11 protein-coding genes and 4 tRNA genes are annotated in these 15,780 nt (G+C 60.0%); 6 read left to right on the top strand and 9 right to left on the bottom strand.

Annotation, left to right across the window (positions count from 1 at the left end):
- Window positions 1-89: 89 nt before the first annotated feature.
- The 4 genes from AB4N85_RS03520 to AB4N85_RS03505 all read right to left on the bottom strand — a co-directional run bounded on the left by AB4N85_RS03520 (window position 90) and on the right by AB4N85_RS03505 (window position 623).
- A tRNA-Asp gene (locus tag AB4N85_RS03520) sits at window positions 90-166 on the bottom strand.
- Window positions 167-185: 19 nt separating this feature from the next.
- A tRNA-Val gene (locus tag AB4N85_RS03515) sits at window positions 186-261 on the bottom strand.
- Window positions 262-451: 190 nt separating this feature from the next.
- A tRNA-Asp gene (locus tag AB4N85_RS03510) sits at window positions 452-528 on the bottom strand.
- Window positions 529-547: 19 nt separating this feature from the next.
- Window positions 548-623, bottom strand: a tRNA-Val gene (locus AB4N85_RS03505).
- 159 nt (window positions 624-782) lie between these two features.
- On the opposite strand from AB4N85_RS03505, the gene rdgC reads away from it, so the two are divergent.
- The 3 genes from rdgC (at window position 783) to sugE (ending at window position 3,247) form a co-directional block, all read left to right on the top strand.
- On the top strand, window positions 783-1,703 hold the full coding sequence (gene rdgC / locus AB4N85_RS03500) for a recombination-associated protein RdgC (RefSeq protein ID WP_024012190.1): 921 nt from the start codon (window positions 783-785) through the stop codon (window positions 1,701-1,703).
- A gap of 143 nt (window positions 1,704-1,846) precedes the next feature.
- Complete coding sequence (locus AB4N85_RS03495; RefSeq protein WP_130900882.1) at window positions 1,847-2,812, top strand: bile acid:sodium symporter family protein; 966 nt, start codon at window positions 1,847-1,849, stop codon at window positions 2,810-2,812.
- A 120-nt stretch (window positions 2,813-2,932) separates the two neighbouring features.
- Complete coding sequence (gene sugE / locus AB4N85_RS03490; RefSeq protein WP_041479526.1) at window positions 2,933-3,247, top strand: quaternary ammonium compound efflux SMR transporter SugE; 315 nt, start codon at window positions 2,933-2,935, stop codon at window positions 3,245-3,247.
- A gap of 103 nt (window positions 3,248-3,350) precedes the next feature.
- Here the strand turns inward: sugE and AB4N85_RS03485 are convergent, their stop codons facing one another.
- The 3 genes from AB4N85_RS03485 to AB4N85_RS03475 form a co-directional block, all read right to left on the bottom strand.
- The gene (locus tag AB4N85_RS03485; protein WP_252869040.1) at window positions 3,351-5,222 is read right to left on the bottom strand and encodes an MFS transporter; all 1,872 of its coding nucleotides are present in this window, start codon (window positions 5,220-5,222) and stop codon (window positions 3,351-3,353) included.
- A 96-nt stretch (window positions 5,223-5,318) separates the two neighbouring features.
- Window positions 5,319-6,470: a TDT family transporter gene (locus AB4N85_RS03480; RefSeq protein WP_252869039.1), complete on the bottom strand. Its 1,152-nt coding sequence runs from the start codon at window positions 6,468-6,470 to the stop codon at window positions 5,319-5,321.
- Window positions 6,471-6,585: 115 nt separating this feature from the next.
- A complete protein-coding gene (locus tag AB4N85_RS03475) occupies window positions 6,586-7,773 on the bottom strand; it encodes an MFS transporter (protein ID WP_252869540.1) in 1,188 nt (395 codons plus the stop codon).
- A gap of 103 nt (window positions 7,774-7,876) precedes the next feature.
- Here AB4N85_RS03475 and AB4N85_RS03470 point away from each other — a divergent pair, with 103 nt between their 5' ends.
- Both AB4N85_RS03470 and AB4N85_RS03465 read left to right on the top strand, forming a co-directional pair.
- Window positions 7,877-8,419, top strand: a complete 543-nt coding sequence (locus AB4N85_RS03470; RefSeq protein WP_236169115.1) for a TetR/AcrR family transcriptional regulator — start codon at window positions 7,877-7,879, stop codon at window positions 8,417-8,419.
- A 223-nt stretch (window positions 8,420-8,642) separates the two neighbouring features.
- A complete protein-coding gene (locus tag AB4N85_RS03465) occupies window positions 8,643-12,113 on the top strand; it encodes a hybrid sensor histidine kinase/response regulator (RefSeq protein ID WP_252869038.1) in 3,471 nt (1,156 codons plus the stop codon).
- A gap of 589 nt (window positions 12,114-12,702) precedes the next feature.
- Here AB4N85_RS03465 and AB4N85_RS03460 read toward each other — a convergent pair.
- Both AB4N85_RS03460 and AB4N85_RS03455 read right to left on the bottom strand, forming a co-directional pair.
- Complete coding sequence (locus tag AB4N85_RS03460) at window positions 12,703-14,067, bottom strand: DNA recombination protein RmuC (protein ID WP_163012219.1); 1,365 nt, start codon at window positions 14,065-14,067, stop codon at window positions 12,703-12,705.
- A 175-nt stretch (window positions 14,068-14,242) separates the two neighbouring features.
- A complete protein-coding gene (locus tag AB4N85_RS03455; RefSeq protein WP_024012181.1) occupies window positions 14,243-14,566 on the bottom strand; it encodes an SEL1-like repeat protein in 324 nt (107 codons plus the stop codon).
- 909 nt (window positions 14,567-15,475) lie between these two features.
- On the opposite strand from AB4N85_RS03455, the gene AB4N85_RS03450 reads away from it, so the two are divergent.
- Window positions 15,476-15,700 (top strand): hypothetical protein, encoded by a 225-nt coding sequence (locus AB4N85_RS03450; protein ID WP_016773719.1) that lies wholly within the window; start codon window positions 15,476-15,478, stop codon window positions 15,698-15,700.
- Window positions 15,701-15,780 lie beyond the last annotated feature (80 nt).

Genomic DNA, 15,780 nt, shown 5'->3' with positions numbered 1-15,780 from the left:
CGCGGCGATTTCATAAATCGCAGACAGCAAAAAGCCCGCACAAGGCGGGCTTTTTGTGGTGTCTGGCGTTCAGTTCCAGATACCGAATATGGCGCAGCGGACGGGACTCGAACCCGCGACCCCCGGCGTGACAGGCCGGTATTCTAACCGACTGAACTACCGCTGCGCGAAACGCTTGAAACGAATGGTGGGTGATGACGGGATCGAACCGCCGACATTCTGCTTGTAAGGCAGACGCTCTCCCAGCTGAGCTAATCACCCTTCGCTTCGTTACGGGGCGCATTATGCCACAAGTTTTCGTAAAGTGTTGATTTAATTGAATATTTTTCAAAAAAATCTGAAAACCGGTGAAACGATACATCCCGCGGGTACAACCTTGAGACAGAAAAAAACCCGCATCAGCGGGTTTTTCCGTGGTTACCTGGCGTTCAGTGGTCCAGGTTACCGAATATGGCGCAGCGGACGGGACTCGAACCCGCGACCCCCGGCGTGACAGGCCGGTATTCTAACCGACTGAACTACCGCTGCGCTAAACACTTGAAACGAATGGTGGGTGATGACGGGATCGAACCGCCGACATTCTGCTTGTAAGGCAGACGCTCTCCCAGCTGAGCTAATCACCCTTCGCTTCGGTGTGGCGCGCATTCTACGGAGCACCCCAACCTCTGGCAAGCACTTTTTTAAATAATTTTCCGAGGCCTTCCAAAGGCTTAGAGAAGGGTTGGCCTACGCCCCGGCGAAGACAATAATGCCCCCCTTTGTATAAAGGAGTGACTCGCCCCATGTGGTTCAAGAACCTGCTGATCTATCGCCTGACCCAAGACCTGCCTGTCGATGCCGAGGCGCTGGAAACTGCACTGGCGACCAAACTGGCGCGGCCGTGTGCAAGCCAGGAGCTGACCACTTACGGTTTCGTCGCACCGTTCGGCAAGGGCGAAGATGCGCCGCTGGTGCATGTCAGCGGGGATTTCCTGCTGATCTCTGCGCGCAAGGAAGAACGTATTCTGCCGGGCAGCGTCGTGCGTGACGCGGTCAAGGAAAAGGTCGAAGAGATCGAAGCCGAGCAGATGCGCAAGGTCTATAAGAAGGAACGCGACCAGATCAAGGATGAAATTATCCAGGCGTTTCTGCCGCGCGCGTTCATTCGTCGCTCGTCGACCTTCGCCGCGATCGCGCCGAAACAGGGCCTGATCCTGGTCAACTCGGCCAGCCCGAAACGCGCCGAAGACCTGCTGTCGACGCTGCGCGAAGTGATCGGCACCCTGCCCGTGCGTCCGCTGACCGTGAAAATGGCACCGACTGCGGTGATGACCGAGTGGGTCACCACACAGAAAGCCGCCGACGATTTCTATGTACTGGACGAGTGCGAACTGCGCGACACCCACGAAGACGGCGGCATTGTCCGTTGCAAGCGTCAGGACCTGACCAGCGAAGAAATCCAGCTGCACCTGAGCACCGGCAAAGTCGTCACTCAGCTGTCGCTGGCCTGGCAGGACAAACTGTCGTTCATGCTCGACGACAAGATGACCGTCAAGCGCCTGAAATTCGAGGATCTGTTGCAGGATCAGGCGGAACAGGACGGTGGCGACGAAGCCCTGGGCCAACTGGATGCCAGCTTCACCCTGATGATGCTGACCTTCGGCGACTTCCTGCCGGCGCTGGTTGAAGCGTTGGGTGGGGAAGAGATGCCGCAGGGGATCTGACTCTGACGAGCATCTAACCTGTGGGAGCGAGCCTGCTCGCGAATGCGGTGCGCCAGCAACATTAATGTATCTGGCTCACCGCTTTCGCGAGCAGGCTCGCTCCCACAATGTTTTGTGGTGTAACCAATAATAAGGATCAAGCCATGCGCGCACTGGCTGCACTCAGCCGCTTTGTCGGCAATACCTTCGCTTACTGGGTTCTGATATTCGCCGTCGTGGCCTTCCTGCAACCGGCGTGGTTCATTGGCCTGAAAAGCGCGATCGTACCGCTGCTGGGTCTGGTGATGTTCGGCATGGGCCTGACCCTCAAACTCGACGACTTCGCTGCCGTCGCTCGCCATCCGTGGCGGGTGGCGCTGGGCGTGGTTGCGCATTTCGTGATCATGCCCGGTGTGGCGTGGTTGCTCTGCCAGGTGTTCCACCTGCCGCCGGAAATCGCCGTCGGGGTGATTCTGGTCGGCTGCTGCCCGAGCGGCACCTCTTCAAACGTGATGACCTGGCTGGCACGCGGTGATCTGGCGCTTTCAGTGGCGATTGCCGCGGTCACTACCCTCCTCGCCCCACTACTGACCCCGGCGCTGATCTGGCTGCTGGCCTCGGCGTGGCTGCCGGTATCGTTCATGGAGCTGTTCTGGTCGATCCTGCAAGTGGTGCTGTTGCCGATCGTTCTCGGCGTGGTCGCGCAGCGGCTGCTCGGCGACAAGGTGCGGCATGCGGTGGATGTGTTGCCGCTGGTGTCGGTGGTCAGCATCGTGATTATCGTCACCGCCGTGGTCGCGGCGAGTCAGGCGAAAATCGCCGAGTCCGGCCTGCTGATCATGGCCGTGGTGATGCTGCACAACAGCTTCGGTTATCTGCTCGGCTACTTCACCGGACGCCTGTTCGGCTTGCCTCTGGCTCAGCGCAAGTCGCTGGCACTGGAGGTCGGCATGCAGAATTCGGGACTGGGCGCGGCATTGGCCAGTGCGCACTTTTCGCCACTGGCGGCGGTGCCGAGCGCGCTGTTCAGCGTCTGGCACAATATCTCCGGGGCGCTGCTGTCGACGTACTTCCGGCGCATGAGCGAGAAGGAAGACCGCGACAACCTCGCGCAACGGGCTGTCGACTGAGGCTGAAAACTTGATCCCCGGGTTAATGCTCGTCACTATATTGCGCAACGCGGGGACGACCCTGCGGCTCGATCGAGTCATTCATCTGGGGACGACCCCGTCAATCGATGGAGGTCCTGCATGTCCTGGATCATTCTGTTTTGCGCCGGCCTGTTCGAAGTCGGCTGGGCCGTCGGCCTGAAATACACCGACGGCTTCACCCGCCCGCTTCCCACCGCCCTCACCGTTGCCGCCATGGCCATCAGCCTTGGTTTGCTCGGTCTGGCGATGAAGGAATTGCCATTGGGTACGGCGTATGCGATCTGGACCGGCGTAGGTGCGGTGGGCACGGTGATCGCCGGGATCATTTTGTTCGGCGAGTCGATGGCATTGATTCGGCTGGCCAGTGTGGCGTTGATCGTCACCGGTTTGATCGGGCTCAAGGTCAGCGCTTAAGCCACCAGCCCCATCGCTGGCAAGCCAGCTCCCACAAGATTGGTGTACACCATCGAACCTGTGGGAGCTGGCTTGCCAGCGATGAGGGCCGTCCAGTCAACAACTATCTGACGGATCCGCGCAACTCCCCCACCAACACCTGCAACTTCGCCGGCTCGGTCCCTTCGGTAATAGCCGGCCCCGCCACCAGCGTCACCCGCGACCACAAGCGATGGAACAAGCCCTTGTTCGGATCGCGACTGAAGAAACTCCCCCACAATCCTTGCAGCGCCAGCGGAATCACCGGCACCGGGGTCTCTTCGAGAATCCGCGTCACGCCGCCGCGAAACTCGTTGATCTCGCCATCGGCGGTCAATTTGCCTTCCGGGAAAATACACACCAGCTCACCGTCCCTCAAATACTGAGCGATGCGGGTAAAGGCTTTTTCGTAGATCTGGATATCTTCCTGGCGTCCGGCAATCGGAATAGCGCCCGCCGTGCGAAAGATGAAGTTCAGCACCGGCAAGTTGTAGATCTTGTAGTACATGACAAAGCGAATCGGCCTACGCACCGCCCCGCCGATCAGCAAGGCGTCGACGAACGACACATGGTTGCACACCAGCAGCGCCGCGCCCTCGTCCGGGATCGCTTCAAGGTTGCGATGTTCGACGCGGTACATGGAATGGCTGAGCAGCCAGATCATGAAGCGCATGCTGAATTCCGGAACGATCTTGAAGATGTAGGCGTTGACGCCGATGTTCAGCAGCGACACCACCAGGAACAGTTGCGGGATCGACAGCTTGGCGACGCTCAGCAAAACGATCGAAACAATCGCCGACACCACCATGAACAACGCGTTGAGAATGTTGTTGGCGGCAATCACCCGCGCCCGTTCGTTTTCAGCCGTACGCGACTGGATCAGCGCGTACAGCGGGACAATATAGAAGCCACCGAAAATGCCGAGGCCAAGGATGTCGATCAACACCGCCCAGGTGTGCACGAAGCCCAGCACCGCAATCCAGCTATGGCCGGTGACGCTGTCCGGGATCCCACCGGAATGCCACCACAGCAACAGGCCGAACACGGTCAGGCCAAACGAGCCAAACGGCACCAGACCGATCTCGACTTTGCGCCCGGAGAGCTTCTCGCAGAGCATCGAACCCAGCGCGATGCCCACCGAGAACACGGTCAGGATCAGCGTGACCACGGTTTCGTCACCGTGCATCCATTCCTTGGCGTAGGCCGGGATCTGCGTCAGATAGATTGCCCCGACGAACCAGAACCACGAGTTGCCGACAATCGAGCGCGACACCGCAGGCGTCTGGCCCAGACCGAGTTTCAACGTCGCCCAGGACTGACTGAAGATATTCCAGTTCAGGCGCATTTCCGGCGACGAGGCCGCCGCGCGCGGAATACTGCGGCTGGCCAGATAACCCAGCACGGCAATGCCGACGATCGCGGCGGAGACTACCGGCGCGTAGTGCTCGGTCGACATCATGATCCCGGCGCCGATGGTCCCGGCGAGAATCGCCAGAAACGTGCCCATTTCCACCAGACCGTTGCCGCCGACCAGTTCGTCATCGCGCAAGGCCTGCGGCAGGATCGAATACTTCACCGGGCCGAACAGCGCCGAGTGCGTGCCCATGGCGAACAGCGCCACCAGCATCAACGACAGATGATCGAAGAGAAAGCCGATCGATCCTACGGCCATGATGGCGATTTCCGCGAGTTTGATCAGACGGATCAGCGCGTCCTTGGCGAATTTTTCCCCGAACTGCCCGGCCAGCGCCGAGAACAAGAAAAACGGCAGGATAAACAGCAGCGCGCAGAGGTTGACCCAGATCGAGCGGTCACCCTCGATGGTCAACCGATAGAGGATGGCGAGGATCAACGACTGCTTGAACACGTTGTCGTTAAACGCGCCGAGCGACTGGGTAATAAAGAAGGGCAAAAAGCGCCGGGTGCGCAACAGGTTGAACTGTGAGGGGTGACTCATCTTCCGTGTTTCCTGATGTTAGGTAGTGAGGCCTGGGTGCTTGTTATTGGAATCCCGCACCACGATCCAGGCCACACCTTACCTAAACTTTTCGGATTATTTCTTCAAACCTGCAATACACGGCGAGACAAACAGCTCGCCACGCCACGCGCCCTGCACGGTGCGCTTGCCGACGATCAGCCACATTGCCGCCAACAAAATCACCAGCGCCGTACCGAACACACTGAAAAACGTGAGGCTGAGGACGCTTGCCAGTTTCAGCGTTGCCAGCGAATACACGCCCAATGGGAAGGTGAAGCCCCACCAGCCGAGGTTGAACGGAATGCCGTCACGCAGATAACGCACGGTGATCAGCAGCGCCATCAACATCCACCACAGACCAAACCCCCACAGCGTAATCCCCGCCACCAGGCCCAGGCCCGAAGCGATTTCACCGACGCCAGCCAGGCCATTGGCGGCAAAAATCGCTGGCGCCTCACCGCCCAACAGCAACATGCCCAGCGCACCGGTGCCGATCGGACCGAGGGCGAGCCAGCTCGACGCGGCCATGTTTTCGTGGGGCAGTTTGTGCAAGGCCATACGCAACAACAGGATGGTCAGAATGCTGAACGCCACCGGCAGGGAGAAAGCCCAGAGCACATAGCTGGTGGTCAGTACGACGAGTTGCGCATGGGCGTCGGTCAGATGCGGGGCGAGCAAACCGCCGCTGGCCGCTGCCACTTCCGCCGCCACCACCGGCAGCAACCAGACCGCAGTCATCTGATCGATGCTGTGTTCCTGACGGGTAAACATCAGGTACGGAATCAACACACCGCAGGCCAGCGACATCGCTACATCGATCCACCACAACACTTCAACGAGCTGAATGACACCGTCGCCCCAGCGCGGCAGCCCGAACAACAGAAAGCCGTTGATGATCGTCGCCAGGCCCATGGGAATGGTGCCGAAGAACATCGATACAGTCGAATGACCGAAAATCCGCTGCGCCTCGTCAAAGAACAAAATCCAGCGCGCGGCGTAGGCAGCAGTAAACAAGCTGAACAATAGAATGTTGAACAGCCACAGCCCTTCGGCCACAGCGCGCAATCCGGGAATGGCCAGCGGCAACTGGGCCAGCGCCAATGCCAGCACACCGGTGCCCATGGTCGCGGCGAACCAGTTCGGCGTGAACTGGCGGATCACTTCGCGCGGATGCTGAAGCTGGCTGAAAGGTTTGTAGCCGGGGGTGACACTGTTGGGGCAAATCATCATGAACTCCTGTCCTCTGGTGAGGTTGAGTCAATGGTAGATCCGAATCGAATATCGATATAACGGGTAATATCTCTAACTGTTATCTGTTTTGCAGATAAGTATCTACACGCGCTTAAGGAGCGCTGCAAACTCTGCCTGTCTGCGGACGCAGACTGAGCAGCAGCGCAGCCACGGCCAGCACGATCAATACAACGCCGTAACCATCAGTGGTCGCCAGCAACCCGAAACTGCGAGCGAGATGCCCGGCCAGCAGCGCCGGCAGACAGAACGCCAGATAACTGAGCACGTAATACGCCGACATCAACCCGGCTCGCTCGTGTGGCGAGGCCAGCGACACCAGACTGCGTACCGCACCGAGGAAACCCGAACCGAAGCCGCAACCGGCGACCAGGGTGCCAAAGAAAAACAGCGACAGACTGGCGCCATGCACGCCGAGGAGGATCAGGACCAGCCCGATCGGCAGCAAGCTCGCACCCAGCCGCAGCGCCTGAGCGGCTGGACGATTGCGCATCATGAAAATCATCAACGCACCGGTCACGGTGAGCGCCGCGACCGTAGCGCCACCGATCAGATTGGAGGTAGAGCCAGTGGCGGTGCGCACCAACGACGGTGCCAGCGAGGCATAAAAACCTCCGAGCGCCCAGGTTGCGGTGTTCAGCGGCAGCACTCGCCACAACGTTGAACGCGCTTGCACCGGCACGTGCAAAGTCGGTCGCAAAGACGCCAGCGCCCCACCTTGCCGCGAGACACTTTCCGGCAGGCGCCAGACATAAACGCCCTGCAACACGAACAACGCCAACAGCAACCAATAGGTCAGCTGCAACGGCGCCGGTGCGAATTCTGCCAGCAAGCCACAGCCCAAACCGCCCAAAGCCATCCCGAGTAACGGCGCGACACTGTTGATCAGCGGCCCCTGCTGACGGTCGGTGTCGAGCAGCGTTGCACTCAATACGGCAGTGGCCATGCCGGTGGCGAAACCTTGCAGCACCCGTGCGCTGATCAACCACGACACGCTGTCGGCATAAATGAACAGCAGCATCGCCAGCGCATTGAGCAGCACTGCACTGAAGATCACCGGTTTGCGTCCGAGATGGTCGGAAAGCGAACCAACCGTCAGCAACGCCGCCAACAGACTGAAAGCGTAAACGGCGAAGATCAGCGTCAACATCGCTGCCGAGAAATGCAGCTGATCCTGATACAAGTGATACAACGGCGTCGGAGCGGTGGAAGCGGCGAGAAAACTGAGTAAGGTGATCGCCAGAAACCACAAGCTGGACCGGTGGGAAGCGACACTATTCAAGGGGCTGGTCATGGGCATACTCCGCAAAAGCTAATTTTTTGCTTTTGCGGAGTGTGCTACCGCCCAGCGCTTAAAGCAAATTCTTTGTGTTAAGGTCTGCCGCATGGCTATTAAAGAAGGTTTACGCCCCGGTGGCCGCAGTGCCCGGGTGCAGGAGTCGATTCATTCGGCGGTCAATGCGCTGCTGCAAGAGCAGGAACGTTCCACCGTGACCGTCCCGCAGATTGCCGCCCGCGCGGGGGTTACGCCGTCGACGATCTACCGCCGCTGGGGTGATCTGGCGGCGTTGCTGGCGGACGTCGCCCTCGCCCGCATGCGCCCGGACAGCGAGCCGGCGAACACTGGCAGCCTGCGCGGCGATATCCGCGCCTGGGCCGAGCAATATCTCGACGAGATGAGCTCGGAGGTCGGGCGCAACATGATGCGCGACGTGCAGGCCAGCGCTACGCCCGGCTATTGCGTGGCGATCATCGGTGCGCAGTTGCAGACCATTGTCGATCGCTATCCGGATGAAAACACACCGAGTGTCGACCGCTTGATCAATCTGGTGGTGGCGCCGGTGGTGTTCCGGATTCTGTTTTCGGCCACGGCGCTGGAGGTGGATGAGTTGCATCGGTTGATCGATATTGCATTGCGGCAGGACTGACGCCTTCGCGAGCAGGCTCGCTCCCACAAGGGAATGCATTCCAGAAAGTGGGAGCGAGCCTGCTCGCGAAGAGGCCCGCCCGGGCACCACAAAAACCACCCGGTACCCCGCCTGCGACACCCCGCCACGCCACGACCTTGGTCGACACTGACTAACCGCCGCGCGCGTGCGAGACTGTCCGCCCGGGCAGGAGTGCCGGGGAGTCTTTTGTCGGGAGTGCTGCATGTCGTTGTCCACCGGGCTGATCGCCGTCGTTGCCCTGGCCTATATGGCCATCATGTTCGCCATCGCCTTCTACGGCGACCGTCGCAGCACGCCGTTGCCGCCACGGGTGCGCGCTTGGGTGTACAGCCTGTCGCTGGCGGTTTACTGCACCAGTTGGACGTTCTTCGGCGCGGTCGGTCAGGCGGCGGAACAACTGTGGTCATTCCTGCCAATCTACCTCGGGCCGATCCTGCTGCTGGTCGGCGCGCCGTGGGTCCTGCAGAAAATGGTGATGATCAGCAAACAGGAGAACATCACCTCCATCGCCGACTTCATCGCCGCGCGCTACGGTAAGTCGCAATCGTTGGCGGTGGTGGTGGCGCTGATTTGTCTCGTCGGCGTCTTGCCCTACATCGCCCTGCAACTCAAAGGCATTGTCCTTGGCGTGAACCTGTTGATCGGCGCCGGCGCCGATGCCATGGGCACCCGCGCTCAGGACACGGCGCTGATCGTGTCGCTGGTGCTAGCCCTGTTCACCATCGTTTTCGGTACGCGCAACCTCGACGCCACCGAACATCACCGTGGCATGGTGCTGGCGATTGCCTTCGAATCGCTGGTCAAGCTGTTCGCCTTTCTCGCCGTCGGCGCCTTCGTCACGTACGGCCTGTATGACGGTTTCGACGACCTGTTCAATCAGGCGATGCTCGCCCCGCGCCTTGAGGCGTATTGGAAGGAAACCATCAACTGGCCATCGATGGTGGTGCAGACCGGCGTGGCGATGATGGCGATCATCTGCCTGCCGCGGCAATTTCACGTGACCGTGGTGGAGAACATCGACCCGCAGGATCTGCGACTGGCGAAATGGGTCTTCCCCGCCTATCTGGCTTTGGCCGCACTGTTTGTAGTCCCGATCGCCCTTGCCGGTCAGATGATGCTGCCCAGCGATGTGCTGCCCGACTCGTTCGTGATCAGCCTGCCGCTGGCCCAGGCCCATCCGGCGCTGGCGATGCTGGCGTTTATCGGCGGCGCATCGGCAGCGACCGGCATGGTGATCGTCGCCAGCGTCGCCCTGTCGACCATGGTCTCCAACGACATGCTGCTGCCGTGGCTGTTGCGCCGCAACAACGCCGAGCGCCCGTTCGAAGTGTTCCGCCAGTGGATGCTCTCGGTGCGCCGGGTCAGCATCGTGGTGATTCTGCTGCTGGCCTACGTCAGTTATCGCTTGCTCGGCTCGACCGCAAGCCTGGCGACCATCGGCCAGATCGCTTTCGCGGCGGTAACGCAACTGGCGCCGGCCATGCTCGGCGCGCTGTACTGGAAACAGGCCAACCGCCGTGGCGTGTTCGCCGGGCTCGCTACCGGGACGTTTCTGTGGTTTTACACGCTGGTGCTGCCGATTGCCGCGCACAGTCTCGGCTGGTCGCTGGCGAGTTTTCCGGGGTTGGCGTGGCTGCACAGCAATCCGCTGAACCTGCCGATCACCCCGTTGACCCAAGGCGTGGTGCTGTCGCTGGCGGGTAATTTCACCCTGTTCGCCTGGGTCTCGGTGCTGTCGCGCACGCGCGTTTCCGAGCACTGGCAAGCCGGGCGCTTCATCGGTCAGGAAATCAGCGCGCGGCCTAATGCCCGTTCGATGCTGGCGGTGCAGATCGACGATCTGCTGCAACTGGCGGCGCGTTTCGTCGGCGAAGAACGTGCGCGGCAGAGCTTCATTCGCTTCGCCTACCGTCAGGGCAAGGGTTTCAACCCCAACCAGAACGCCGACAGCGAATGGATTGCCCACACCGAACGCTTGCTCGCCGGTGTCCTTGGCGCTTCTTCGACGCGCGCCGTAGTAAAGGCCGCCATCGAAGGTCGGGAAATGCAGTTGGAGGACGTAGTCCGAATCGCTGACGAAGCCTCGGAAGTGCTGCAGTTCAACCGAGCGCTGCTGCAAGGCGCGATCGAGAACATCACCCAGGGCATCAGCGTGGTCGACCAGTCGCTGAAACTGGTGGCGTGGAACCGGCGTTATCTGGAGCTGTTCAACTACCCCGACGGCCTGATCAGCGTCGGCCGGCCGATTGCCGACATCATTCGCTACAACGCCGAACGCGGTTTGTGCGGCCCCGGCGAAGCGGAAGTGCACGTCGCGCGACGCTTGCACTGGATGCGTCAGGGCCGCGCGCACACTTCCGAACGGCTGTTTCCCAATGGCCGGGTGATCGAGCTGATCGGCAACCCGATGCCCGGCGGCGGATTTGTCATGAGCTTCACCGACATTACCGCGTTCCGCGAAGCCGAACAGGCGCTGACCGAGGCGAACGAAGGGCTGGAACAACGGGTCAGCGAGCGTACCCAGGAACTGTCGCAACTCAACGTCGCGCTCACCGAAGCCAAGGGCAATGCCGAGGCGGCCAACCAGTCGAAAACCCGCTTCCTCGCCGCTGTCAGCCATGACTTGATGCAACCGCTGAACGCCGCACGGCTGTTCTCCGCCGCCCTCTCCCACCAGAACGAAGGCTTGAGCGCAGAGGCGCAGCAGCTGGTGCAACACCTCGACAGCTCGCTGCGCTCGGCGGAAGACCTGATCAGCGATCTACTGGACATCTCGCGCCTGGAAAACGGCAAGATCAACCCGGACCGCAAAGCGTTCGTCGTCAATGAACTGTTCGACACCCTAGGCGCGGAGTTCAAGGCGCTGGCCCAAGAGCAAAAGCTCACGTTCCGGGTGCGCGGCAGTCAATTGCGCATCGACAGCGACATCAAACTGCTGCGGCGGATTCTGCAGAACTTCCTCACCAACGCGTTCCGCTACGCCAAAGGCCCGGTGCTGCTGGGCGTGCGTCGGCGCGGTGGCGAGTTATGTCTGGAAGTCTGGGATCGCGGCCCGGGGATTCCGGAAGACAAACAACAAGTGATTTTCGAAGAATTCAAACGCCTCGACAGCCACCAGACCCGCGCCGAAAAAGGTCTGGGCCTGGGTCTGGCGATCGCCGACGGCTTGTGCCGCGTGCTCGGGCACACCCTGCGCGTTCGCTCCTGGCCGGGGCGCGGCAGTGTATTCAGCGTGACGGTACCGCTGGCGCGCACGCAAACACCTGCGGCGAGCGCCTCGGTCGAACCGAACAGCAAAATGCTCAGCGGCGCGCAGGTGCTGTGCATCGATAACGAAGACAGCATCCTGATCGGCATGAACAGCCTGTTGAGCCGCTGGGGCTGCCAAGTGTGGACGGCGCGCAATCGCGAAGAATGCGCAGCGATATTGAATGAAGGCGTGCGGCCGCAACTGGCGCTGGTCGACTATCACCTCGACCACGGCGATACCGGCACAGAGCTGATGGCGTGGTTGCGCACACGCCTGGGCGAGCCGGTACCCGGCGTGGTAATCAGCGCGGATGGACGCCCGGAGACCGTAGCGCAAGTGCATGCTGCGGGCCTGGATTACCTGGCCAAACCGGTGAAGCCGGCGGCGTTGCGGGCACTGCTGAGTCGGTATTTGCCGTTGTAAAAGGTAACCTTGCAGACGCCTTCGCGAGCAGGCTCGCTCCCACAGAACAGCAAAAGCAAGAGCAAGAGCAAGAGCAAGAGCAAGAGCAAGAGCAAGAGCAAAAGATCGCAGCCTTCGGCAGCTCCTACAGTTGGACCGTCGATATCTGAGTGAAATGGTTGGTCGGCAAATTGCCTTCGCGAGCAGGCTCGCTCCCACAAAAGCAAAAGCAAGGCAGCGCAGCTGCCCGCGGCGCAGCCGCCCCACTCAACAATGAGCGCAAGCTCGAGTGCTTTTGATCTTGATCCACCGGCGACGTCGGAAGGCTGAGCGGAGGGATTGATCCGGGCGTGGGAGCGCAGCGACCGTCTGGCGCAGCCAGACACAGCGGAAGGAGGTGCAGCGAAGCAAACCGTAGCCGCTGCGCCCGGATCGATCCCGGAGCGAAGGAACCCGAGCCTGCGAGGGCCGAACGCAGGAGCTAGCGTTTTTTGCTTACTTTTTTTGGCGCTTGTAAAAAAGTAAGTCGCCGTCAGGCGAAACCGCCAGCCGCCACGCCCGCAGCAACGGATATGCCCCCAATCAGCCAGAAAAAAACGAGCCTTTGGATTTACTCAGGCAACTCAACCAACCCATCAACATCCGTCATCGCCCGCTCCAGCAAATCCGCCGGCAAGCTCTTGCTCGCCCGCGCCCCAAGCAACTTCAACTGCTCACTGCGGCTGACCAGATTACCGCGCCCCTCTGTCAGCTTGTTACGCGCTGAGCTGTAAGCCTTGTCCAGTTGCTGCAGACGATTGCCCACTTCGTCCAGATCCTGAATAAACAACACGAACTTGTCGTACAGCCAACCCGCCCGCTCAGCGATTTCCCGGGCATTCTGGCTCTGCCGTTCCTGCTTCCACAGACTGTCGATCACCCGCAGCGTGGCCAACAGCGTAGTCGGACTGACGATCACGATATTGCGGTCGAAAGCATCCTGAAACAGCGAAGGCTCAGCCTGCAACGCAGCGGAAAATGCCGCTTCGATCGGTACGAACAACAAAACGAAATCGAGGCTGTGCAGGCCTTCCAGACGCTTGTAATCCTTGCCGGCCAGACCTTTGACATGATTGCGCAGCGACAATACATGCTGCTTGATCGCGATCTGTCCGAGGGTGTCGTCATCGGCCGCAACATATTGTTGATAGGCCGTGAGGCTGACTTTCGAGTCGACCACGACTTGCTTGTCGCCGGGCAGATAAATGATCACATCGGGCTGGAAGCGTTCACCGTCCGGGCCTTTGAGATTGACCTGGGTCTGGTACTCGCGGCCCTTCTCCAGACCTGCATGCTCAAGAACGCGCTCGAGGATCAGTTCGCCCCAATTGCCTTGGGTTTTCTGGCCCTTGAGCGCGCGAGTCAGGTTGGTCGCTTCGTCGCTCAGGCGCAGGTTCAATGCCTGCAAACGCTCCAGCTCCTTGGCCAGCGAGAAGCGCTCGCGGGCTTCGGCCTGATAGCTTTCTTCCACGCGTTTTTCAAAGGACTGGATGCGTTCTTTCAACGGATCGAGTAACTGCCCGAGCCGCTGCTGGCTGGTTTCGGCAAAGCGCTGCTCACGCTCATCGAAGATCTTGCCGGCCAGCTCGGCGAATTGCGCACGCAACTCATCGCGCGAGCCTTGCAGGTCGTTGAGACGTTGTTGATGGCTTTCCTGTTGTTCGCGCAGTTCGGCACTCAGCGAGGCAGCGTGGGCGTCGAGGCGGCGCAACTCAGCGTCCTTGTTGGCGCGTTCGAGGTTCCAGGCGTGGGAGGCATCGCGGGCGTCATCGCGCTCGATCTGCAGCAATTCGACTTCGCGGCGCAGGGCGGCGAGGTCTGCCTGTTTGGCGGCATTGGCCTGGCCGAGATCGGCGATTTCATCGCGGCTCGCTTCAAGCTGCGCGGTGAGGCCGTCCTGGGCCAGTTGCGCCATCGCCAGGCGCTCCTCGAGCAAGGCCAGATCGGCCTGGGCATTGCTGGCCCGGCGTTGCAGTTGCCAGGCCAGCGCCAGCAGCGGCACCCCTGCTGCCGCAAGACCAAGCAATATGCTGGTCAAGTCCATAGCCATAGCGACTCCTGCCAATCGGATAAAGCCTGAAGGTTAACCAAGGTGTCTGGGCTTGGACAGCTCAGTCTTCGATCAGACCGAGTTCCTGCTGTGCGCGACGGTCACCGGCGCGGGCGGCCTGACGCAGCAGCTCCTGACCGATACGCCGGTCACGGGCATTGCCGCACTCACGGCAGATCAATTGGCCGAGACGGCTTTGCGCAGCGACTACACCTTCACGGGCCGGTTGCTTGAGCAGGCGGCCCGCGAGGTGTTTGGCGCTGGGGCTGTCGCTCAGGCGCGGCGCATCGAGCAGCCACTCAGCCACACGTACGGAAAAACGCTTGGGAGCGGTAACAGAGGTCGGATTGGAGGTAACAGAGTCTGATACTGAGCGAAACTTCATAAAGCACTGCGGGACAGATCGGAAGGCGCGCCACTTTACTCTCTTTTTCTTACAGGTAAAGTCGAAAAAAACCCGGCACGCCCGTCCTAGAGCAAGCGCTAGGGACAATCCACAGAAGCTGTGGATAAGTCAGTGGACAACCGCTCTGTGATCCTCGCAAAGCCTTATGGAATGGGGCTCGCAGTCAAACTGACGATTTTTTCACCAACAAAAAAAGACGATATTTTTCATTGACTTAAACTTTTGATACAGGCAGCGACTGGAGTCAGGATCGATGTGACAGTTGCGTTACGCTCTGCGCAACTAATGTGCACAAGTACCTGTGCGCCGGTTATATGCGTGCGCTTTTTGGGGTCATTTTGCGCAGCTGCGAACGACCGAAAGGCTCTGCGAAAAGCATGCACGCCGACGGACGGTGTGACACGACCATTCCGTGCGAAGCTTTTTTCGTCATGGGGTTTGCTTCGCCCGAACGGATCCGTTACTATCCGCGGCGTTAGTACCAAGCTGAAAGTCAATTCCGGTCGAACATCTCCCACGGTCAACTTCCAACAGGAAGACACTGCCGAAAAAAGCGGGAACGACCCCTCGATGGTTTCCAGGTAACTCTTGCGACGACGCTGCCTTTGAACGAAAGCAAAGGGCGTTGCGAAGAACACTTACTCTGACCGAACCAACCTGCAAATTGATCAGGATCTTCACCCCGGGCCCAGAACCTTTGCCCTCGCTGTGATGCCTGTCCTCCTAAGTACCTACCTGCCAGCCCAAGCGCGCTCACTTATCAGCGCTTCAAACTGGCTGCTTTGTTCCAGTCGGGTTCTTCGTTCGATCAATGGTGATCAACGTTACTGGAACGTTTTAACGTTGCACGGTTCTTATCCGTGTCATTTGTAGGAACACCTAATAACTATGTCTACTCAAATCCAGACTCAGGATGCCATTCGCACCCTAACCAACGCTTTTGCTCCAATGAACTGCCTGATCATGGCCGCTCGCAAAGGCTGCTTCAGCTTCACCGTAGTCAATGAACACGGTATCGCTCGTCACAGCGAGCGTCTGTACCCCGATCAATACTCCAGCGCCGAACCGCTGCAGGCCGTGATCGAGCGTACCCGTCAGGCACTGGTTGCCTGAAAGCCGGACAGGCTGCAAAAGCAAAGCCCTGCTGAAAAGCGGGGCTTTTTATTGCCTGATATTTCACTTTTAGCGCAACG

The organism is Pseudomonas sp. H1_G08, assembly GCF_054681355.1.
The sequence above is the reverse complement of the archived record's forward strand: the minus strand, read 5'-3'. Positions and strand labels throughout refer to the sequence as shown.

Coding starts and splice junctions, on each gene's coding strand:
- rdgC (WP_024012190.1), top strand. CDS start 783: ATGTGGTTCAAGAACCTGCTGATCTATCGCCTGACCCAAGACCTGCCT.
- AB4N85_RS03495 (WP_130900882.1), top strand. CDS start 1,847: ATGCGCGCACTGGCTGCACTCAGCCGCTTTGTCGGCAATACCTTCGCT.
- sugE (WP_041479526.1), top strand. CDS start 2,933: ATGTCCTGGATCATTCTGTTTTGCGCCGGCCTGTTCGAAGTCGGCTGG.
- AB4N85_RS03485 (WP_252869040.1), bottom strand. CDS start 5,222: ATGAGTCACCCCTCACAGTTCAACCTGTTGCGCACCCGGCGCTTTTTG.
- AB4N85_RS03480 (WP_252869039.1), bottom strand. CDS start 6,470: ATGATTTGCCCCAACAGTGTCACCCCCGGCTACAAACCTTTCAGCCAG.
- AB4N85_RS03470 (WP_236169115.1), top strand. CDS start 7,877: ATGGCTATTAAAGAAGGTTTACGCCCCGGTGGCCGCAGTGCCCGGGTG.
- AB4N85_RS03465 (WP_252869038.1), top strand. CDS start 8,643: ATGTCGTTGTCCACCGGGCTGATCGCCGTCGTTGCCCTGGCCTATATG.
- AB4N85_RS03455 (WP_024012181.1), bottom strand. CDS start 14,566: ATGAAGTTTCGCTCAGTATCAGACTCTGTTACCTCCAATCCGACCTCT.
- AB4N85_RS03450 (WP_016773719.1), top strand. CDS start 15,476: ATGTCTACTCAAATCCAGACTCAGGATGCCATTCGCACCCTAACCAAC.